6 protein-coding genes are annotated in these 7844 nt (G+C 68.2%); 3 read left to right on the top strand and 3 right to left on the bottom strand.

Annotated elements, in window-relative coordinates:
- A partial coding sequence (locus ACFWF3_RS16095) for a helix-turn-helix domain-containing protein (protein WP_379314278.1) occupies positions 1-586 on the bottom strand: 586 nt, incomplete at its 3' end.
- A gap of 144 nt (positions 587-730) precedes the next feature.
- Between ACFWF3_RS16095 and ACFWF3_RS16100 the strand changes: the two genes are divergently transcribed.
- Genes ACFWF3_RS16100 through ACFWF3_RS16110 form a run of 3 tightly spaced genes read left to right on the top strand, consistent with a single transcriptional unit; the run spans position 731 to position 5772 of the window.
- Positions 731-1723: a hypothetical protein gene (locus ACFWF3_RS16100; protein WP_379314279.1), complete on the top strand. Its 993-nt coding sequence runs from the start codon at positions 731-733 to the stop codon at positions 1721-1723.
- 21 nt (positions 1724-1744) lie between these two features.
- Positions 1745-4129, top strand: a complete 2385-nt coding sequence (locus ACFWF3_RS16105) for a glycoside hydrolase family 3 protein (RefSeq protein WP_379314280.1) — start codon at positions 1745-1747, stop codon at positions 4127-4129.
- Between the two features lie 38 nt (positions 4130-4167).
- Positions 4168-5772: an MFS transporter gene (locus ACFWF3_RS16110; RefSeq protein WP_379314281.1), complete on the top strand. Its 1605-nt coding sequence runs from the start codon at positions 4168-4170 to the stop codon at positions 5770-5772.
- Between the two features lie 39 nt (positions 5773-5811).
- Here ACFWF3_RS16110 and ACFWF3_RS16115 read toward each other — a convergent pair whose 3' ends face one another.
- Positions 5812-6435, bottom strand: a complete 624-nt coding sequence (locus ACFWF3_RS16115) for a DUF4203 domain-containing protein (RefSeq protein ID WP_378994651.1) — start codon at positions 6433-6435, stop codon at positions 5812-5814.
- Positions 6436-6463: 28 nt separating this feature from the next.
- Positions 6464-7844 (bottom strand): SulP family inorganic anion transporter (locus ACFWF3_RS16120; RefSeq protein ID WP_379314282.1); only part of this gene is annotated, 1381 nt, incomplete at its 5' end.

The raw sequence follows: 7844 nt of genomic DNA on the forward strand, positions 1-7844 counted from the left end.
GCAGCACCTCCTCGCCCGCGGCATGCGACAGCCGTGCCGCGGCGACCGAGTACCGGCGACCGGCGACGACGTCCTCCATGTCCCAGCTCATGGCGGCCGCGATATCGGCCAGCTCGGCACCGGCCCGGAAGGCGCGGCCATGCCCGCCCGCGGCCGAGAGCTGCTGCAAACGCGGCAGATTCACCGTCAGCCAGGCCGTCACCGCGCGGCGCGGCGCCGGTCCGTCGTCCCACTGCCGGGCGCGCGCCCAGGTGGCGAGTTGCTCGGCGTCCAACAGCTCCGTCGCGGCGAAGGTGGGGTGATCGCCGCGCGAGTGCGCGACGGGCGGCAGCAGCAGCGACGAAAGCTGCGTGGGCAAATCGTCGAGTTCGCTGACCGAATCGACGGTGAGCCGGTCGCGCAGATGATCCAGCGGAGTGTGCAGCGCCGACGCGTACGCGGCCACGTGCTCGGCGCGCACCATCCTGGCGCCGGTCTCGAGCTGGCCCAGGTACGGCTTCGAATAGTTCGTGCGCGCGGACATGCCCTGCAGACTGATTCCCGCCGCCGTTCGTGCCGCGCGCAGCGCAGAACCTACCTCGGTCATCCGAGGTCCGCACCGGTGCGGGTCGACTCGTTCATCAGTCCGAGAATACGTCGCGGGGAGCCCCGCGCGCGGGTGTCTGCAACATGTCTGCAAGACGACGTGGCGGGCCCTATATGCCTGTTCACCTGCTTAACGTCGGAGATCGTGAGCAACAGAACTGTCGAGCGGGTGCATCGAGGCGCCCGCATCGCCCTGACCGCCGTCGCGCTGACCGCGGCCGTGTCGACGGCACCGGTCTCGGCCGCGCCGTCCTACCAGCCGGCCGCGCCGGTCGAGGCGATCTACTACGGCCCGGGGCCATGGTCGGTGGCCCAGCGATCCGGTGCCGACTGCTGCACCTCGACCGGCGATACCTACGACATCTGGTACCCGGCGAATCTCGGCGCGGGCGCCCACCCGGTCATCACGTGGGGCAACGGCACGATGGCGCACCCACGCGAATACGCGTACCTGCTCGCACACCTCGCGTCGTGGGGATTCGTCGTGATCGCTGCCGACCGGACCGACACCGGAACCGGCGTGCAGATGCTCGACGCCGTGCGCTATCTCGCCGAGCAGAACAACGACTCGAGCAGCGTCTTCCACGGCAAGATCGATCTCGATGCGGTGGGAGCGGCGGGTCACTCCCAAGGCGGTCTCGGTGCGCTGAACGCGCTCGCGCGTGGGTCCGGCCTGGTCGACACCGCCGTGACGCTCGAGATGCCGTTGGCCGCGGTGTGTTCGTCACTGCCGACGGTCGACGGCCAGAGCGCCTGTGTCGACACCAGTGCGATCACTTCGGGCTCGGTGCTGCTGGTCAACGGTTCGGCCGACGGCGTCTCGCCGGGGACCCAGCAGCTGCCACCCGAGCTGATCGGCGAGCAGTCCATGCAGGCGTACTACGACGCCCTGCCCGCGCAGGTGCCCAAGGCCCGCGCCGCGCTGGTCGGCGCCCAGCACAACGACATCCAGGGCCGGCCCGACTGCACCAACTACAGCTGCACCGAAGGCGTATATCGCTATCTCGGCTACTCAGCAGCGTGGTTCTGTGGCCAATTGCGCGACGATCCGGCCGCCCGTGGCGCATTCGTCGCGGGCACCGGCGAATTCCTGCACAACCCGTACTGGTCCGAGCAGGCCAGCACCCTCACCCGCTGATCGAAGAAAGGCTGCCTCTTCATGGAAGACCGCATCAAGGAGCTACTCGCCGAGCTGGATCTGGAGGGCAAGCTCCGGCTGATCTCCGGCGCAGGCCTGTTCCGGATGGCCGGTGACCCCGCGATCGGACTCGCCGAGATGCCGGTGTCCGACGGCCCCTCCGGGGTGCGTGGCGAGAACTGGGACGAACGCGATCCCTCGGTCAGCCTGCCTTCCGGCACCGCGGTCGCCGCGACCTGGGATCCCGAACTCCTCACCGAGATCGGGGCCCTCATCGCCGCCGAAGCGCGCCGCAAGGACGTCTACGCGGTCCTCGGCCCGACGATGAACCTGCATCGTTCGCCGTTGGGCGGCAGGCACTTCGAATGCTTTTCCGAGGATCCGCTGCTCACCGCCGAGATGGCCGGCGCCTACGTGCGATCGGTGCAGGCGCACGGGGTCAGCGCGTGCCCGAAGCACTACGTGGCCAACGACTCCGAGACCGACCGCTTCACCGTCGACGTGCGGGTCGGCGACCGCGCGCTGCACGAGCTGTACCTCTACCCCTTCGAACGCACCGTGGAAGCGGGCGCGTGGATGCTCATGGACGCCTACAACTCGGTCAACGGCACGACCATGACCGAGAACCCGCTGCTCGACGAACCACTCAAGGGCGCGTGGCGATTCGACGGTGTCGTCGTCTCGGACTGGACCGCGGTCCGCAGCACCGAGAGCGCGGCCAACGGCACCGACCTGTGCATGCCGGGGCCCTGGTACCTGTGGGGTGAGCCGCTGGCCGCGAAGGTTCGCTCAGGCGAGATCGCCGAATCCGTGATCGACGACAAAGTCCGCCGCATCCTGCGATTCGCACACCGCGTCGGCGCGCTCGACGGAACACCCCAGCCCACACCAGTTTTCAGTGACGAGCAGGCACAGGACCTGGTTCGCCGGGTCGCCGCCGAGGCGATGGTCCTGGTGCGCAACGACGGAATCCTGCCGCTCGCACCGGAAACCGGTGTCGCCCTGCTCGGCCCGTCGGCGGGGGAACCCCGGTTCCTCGGCGGCGGTAGCGCCACCGTCATCCCGGGCCACACGACGACGCCCGTCGAAGGTCTCACCGGCCGACGACCGCTGACACACACCGCGGGCGTCCACCTGTCCGAGGCGCTGATCCCCGCCCCGCTCGCCCTCATCACCGACCCCGAATCCGGCGAGCCCGGCTTGTCGGCCCGCTATTTCAAGGACGAGACCGAGCTCGGCACCCAACACCGGACCACGAGCCGACTCGTGCTACTCGGCGATGAGCTCGCGGCGCAGTCGAACACGATCGAGCTGCACACGCGCCTGCGCGCCGACATGGCCGGAGAATGGCAGATCGGTTTCGGCGGGGTCGGTCATATCCGGCTCGACCTCGACGGCGAGACCGTGCTCGACGAGAACATGGTGCTCGACGGTGGCGACCCGGCCGCCGCACTGCTCAACCCGCCGCAACGCCACGTCACGCGCGCGCTCGCCGTCGGCGAGGAGGTCGATGTCCGGGTGGTGACCAGTATCGAGGAAGCGATGCCCGGCCTCGGCATCATCCTCGGCGCGACGCTCGGTATCCGCCGTCCCCAGCGCGCCGACGACGAGGAGTTCGCGGCCGCGGTCACACAGGCAGCGGCCGCCGAGGTGGCCGTTGTCGTGGTCGGCACCACCGAGCAGATCGAGAGCGAAGGCGTCGACCGCACCTCGCTGCGGCTGCCCGGCCGTCAGGACGAGCTGGTCTCGGCGATCGCCGCCGTGAACCCCCGCACGGTGGTCGTGGTGAACTCCGGTGCGCCGGTGGAGATGCCGTGGCGCGACGATGTCGCCGCCGTGCTGCTCGCCTGGTTCCCCGGCCAGGAGTTCGGCGCGGCGCTGGCCGATGTCCTCACCGGCACCGCCGAACCCGGCGGCCGGCTGCCGACCACGTGGCCGAAGACCATGGCCGACGTCCCCGTGCTCGACACCACCCCCGTCGACGGCGTGCTCGACTACGCCGAGGGCATCCACATCGGCTACCGCGCGTGGCTGAAGGCAGACATCGAACCGGCCTACCCGTTCGGTCACGGTCTGGGCTACACCACTTGGGAGACCAGCGATCTCACCGTCGAGGGCCGCACCGTCGCGCTGACGGTGACCAATACCGGTGAGCGAACCGGCAAACAGGTTGTCCAGGTGTATCTCTCGCGCCCGGACAGCGCAATCGACCGTCCGGTTCGCTGGCTCGCCGGTTTCACCACTATCAGCCTCGCCCCCGGCGAGACTCACACGGTGTCGATCGACCTGCCCGCTCGCGCCTTCCAGCACTGGGGCACGAGCGGCTGGGAGAGCGAACCCGGCGAATTCATCGTTCGGGCCGGAACCTCCGTCACCGACCTTCCCCACACCGCCTACATCTACTAGCTCGAAATTTCTATCAGCTCGAACAATGGAGCGTGGCCATGTCCACCAGTACCATCAAGCCAGACGACACCAATGACACCGGAAGGCTCGAAGGCGCTTCGCGCGCAAGAATTTTCACGGTCCTAGCCGTGATCGTGCTCTTCTCCGAGATCGCCCCGATGCAGTACACGATCGTCGCGGCGGCACTACAGAAGATCGCCCCGAGCTTTCCCGGCGTCGGCGCCAACATCAACTGGGCCATCATCGTTTTCGGATTGATCGGCGCGGCCGCGTCTCCGTTGATCGGCAAGATGAGTGATGTCTGGGGCAAGAAGCGGATGTTCCTCATCTGCGGCGCGCTGTTCGTGATCGGCTGCGTACTCGACGCGACCACCTCGAACTGGGGTGTGTTCCTGTTCGGCCGCTGCCTGCAAGCCACCGCCATTGCGACCGCGGTGATCGCCTACGGCCTCATCCGGGATCTGATGCCGCGCAAGATGGTTCCGCTCGCGCTGGGTCTCACCGCGACCGGCTTCGGCGTCGCCTCCATCGCGGGCCCGCTGCTGGGCGGCTACCTCGTCGACAACCACAGCTGGCGTGCCATCTTCTGGGTACTGGGGGCATTCACTGTGGTGATGCTGCCGCTGGTGTGGTTCATCGTGCCCGAGTCCAAGCTGCGGGTCACCGAGCGCATCGACATCTTCGGCGCCGCACTGCTCGCCGGTGGTGCCGCACTCACCCTGATCTACGTCGACAAGGGCCACGACTGGGGTTGGTCGAAGCCGACCACGCTGGCCTGGCTGATCGCGGGCCTCGTGCTGCTCGTGCTGTTCGTCCTCGTCGAAAAGCGGGCCACCACACCGATCATGGACATGCAGCTGCTGTTCCATCCGCGCGTGGCGCTGGTCCTCGCCGGTGCGCTCTTCGCGTCCCTGCAGATCGGCATCGTGTCCTACGCCATCGCCTACATGTCCCAGACCCCGCCGGAGTCGACCGTCGTCGACGGTGTTGCGCAGGGCACCCTGGCCCAGATCCAGCAGCTGACGGGTCAGGCGCTGCCGATCGAGGCCGTGCAGGTAACCCTCGATCCCGGCTATACCTACGGCAGTGGATACACCCTGCTCGAGTTCGCCGTCCGGATCGCGCTGCTCGGTTCGGTGGTCACGATGATCTTCGGCGCGGTCGCGGGCCTGCTGGCCAGGCGGGTCGGTGCCCGGCTGCCGCTCGTCGCGGCACTGGTCATCTTCGCCGCAGCGGCCGTAGCGTTCGCGGTCCTGCCGCTGACCGCCACCAACTTCCTGATCGTGAACTCGATCTTCAGCATCGGCTTCGGTATGTACTACGCCTGTATGCCGATCCTGCTGGTGGAGGCGGTTCCGCAGGAACAGCAGGGCGTCAGCATGGGCATGCTCGGCGTGATGCAGTCCATGGGTGTCGCGATCGGTCTCGCGATCGTCACCGCCTTCCTGCACAGCAACGGCATGAGCGCCCTGGTGAGCGTCGGCGGACAGGCTCAACCGGCCACCCCGCTGCCCGACCTGTTCGGTGATCGTGGCTACCAACTGGGCTTCTGGGTCTGCGCGGCGGCCTCGGCCGTCGCCCTCATTCTCGCCCTGGTGATGAAGCACGGCCGCACCCCGGCCACGGGCGGCACCGCCCACTGATCCGGGTTCGACCAGCCGGCGGTGCCTCCCGCCGACTGGTCACCTCGTGGGCCAGCCGCCGTTGCGGTCGCTCATGTCCGGCTCGTCGTCGTCACCGACCAGGTGCTGGATGCCGAGCTTCTCGGCGAACAGGTGGCGCTGGGTGATCCAGCCGAGGATCGACAGACCCACCCAGGCCAGGGTGGCGGTGACCTGCTGCCAGCCGGGCTCGGGGTCGCGCAGGAACGACAGCGAGTCGCTGAACAGCGCGACACCGCTGCAGATCATGCTCGCGCCGCCGATCGAGGTCAACCACAGCAGTGCGCGGGCCCGGAACTTCTGTGCCAGGAACGCGCCTGACACGCCCACCGCGAGCGCGACGATCATGCTCAGGGCGACGTTCTTGTCGCCGGGCTGCAACACCGTCGCCAGTTTGGTGCCGATCATCACGCCGGTCAGACCGCCGATGAAATAGGAGGCGAAACGGAACACCAGCGAGGTGACCACCCAGACCGACACCGCGCCGATCAGCGCGGCCAGCAACAGCCACCAGAAGCTCGCGTTGAACAGGTCCGCGATCAGCCAGCCGAGACCGAACCCGATCGCGAGCAAGCCCAGGTGGACCGAGCGAATCCCGTAGAAGCACAACAGCGCTCCGACGAGCGCGACCAGAATGCCGTTCATCTGCGTTCCTTTCGGCAGGCGAGCATGTTCATGAGCCGGACAGTGCCGCGGCCGCGGCGGCGACGGTGGGATAGATCGGGACCGGGACGTCACCGTGCTCGGCCGAGCCGAGGGCGTCACCGAACTGGGCGACCGGTCGCGCGATCGCGAACCCGATGCGCCGGGCGGCCAGCGTGTCACGCAGGGCGAGCAGCATCGCCGCGGCGGTCACGTCGACCGAGGGCGAGGTCTCGGCGTCGAGGACGACCATCCGGGTGCGGTCGGTGCACAGCCCCTCGATCTGGTCCTTCACATAACCGGAGTTGGCGAAGAACAGCCCCGACTCGACCCGGACGACCAGCAGATCGGGGCGCGTCGCCGCGTCCGGGTGCCGGACGGCGGCGACCCACAACGACCCTTCCTTACCGAGCTCGGCCACATGCGGTTGCGAGGCCCGGTACACCAGCAGCAGCATCGACACACCGATACCGATGAGCAGGCCGGGCAGCGTATCGAAGATCAGCACGCCCAGCATCGCGGCCATCGCGGCCAGGAAGTCGGCACGTGCCGCCTTGCCGTAGATGCTGGCGAGCATGTGGGTCCAGACCCGGTAGAGGCGGCGCAGGGCGGCGATGTCGACCAGTTCGATGACGGCCGCGATCACGACCGCCGCCAAGGTGGCCTCCGGCAGCTTCTCGAACAACCCGGTCAGGAACAGCAGCGTGACGACGGTGAGCCCGGCCACGACAAGCCCGCTGAGCTGGGTCTTCGCCCCGGCGCCACCGTTGACCGCCGTCTTCGACAAGCTGCCGTTGACGACCATCCCCGAACTCAGCCCCGAGCCGAGATTGGCGGCGCCGAGGCCGAGCAGCTCCCGATTCGCGTCGATGGGGTAACCCGCCTTGGCCGCATAGGTTTTCGCGGCGCCGAGGCCCTCGGCGAAGCCGATCAGCAACACCCCCACGGCGGGTCCGAGCAGATCGAGGTAGTCACCGAACGACACTCCCGACGGCAGGCCGAGCGTCGGCAGTCCCGATTCGATATGACCGACAATCGAGACACCCTTGTCGTCGAGTCCGAACAAGGTCACGACGACGATGCCGAACCCCACCGCCACCAACGCGCCCGGAACGAACGGCAGCCAGCGGCGCAGTGCGAGCACCAGCGCGAGGCTGATCAGGCCGACCGTCACGGTGCGCCACTGGGCATGGCCCAGCTCGGTGATGATGCCCCACGCCTGCCGGAAGAAGTTGCCGTCGTGTTTGTCGACGCCGAGCAACTTGGGCACCTGCCCGATGATGATGACCAGGGCGAGTCCGACGATGAAGCCCTTGAGTACCGGTTCGGAGATGAACGCGGCGATGAAGCCGAGCCGGATGAGACCGGCGAGCAGACCGACGAGGCCGGTCGCGATGGCGAGGGCGGCCGTC

The organism is Nocardia sp. NPDC060220 (assembly GCF_042727815.1).
Lineage (GTDB): Bacteria > Actinomycetota > Actinomycetes > Mycobacteriales > Mycobacteriaceae > Nocardia.

Coding starts and splice junctions, on each gene's coding strand:
- ACFWF3_RS16110 (WP_379314281.1), top strand. CDS start 4,168: ATGTCCACCAGTACCATCAAGCCAGACGACACCAATGACACCGGAAGG.
- ACFWF3_RS16105 (WP_379314280.1), top strand. CDS start 1,745: ATGGAAGACCGCATCAAGGAGCTACTCGCCGAGCTGGATCTGGAGGGC.
- ACFWF3_RS16115 (WP_378994651.1), bottom strand. CDS start 6,435: ATGAACGGCATTCTGGTCGCGCTCGTCGGAGCGCTGTTGTGCTTCTAC.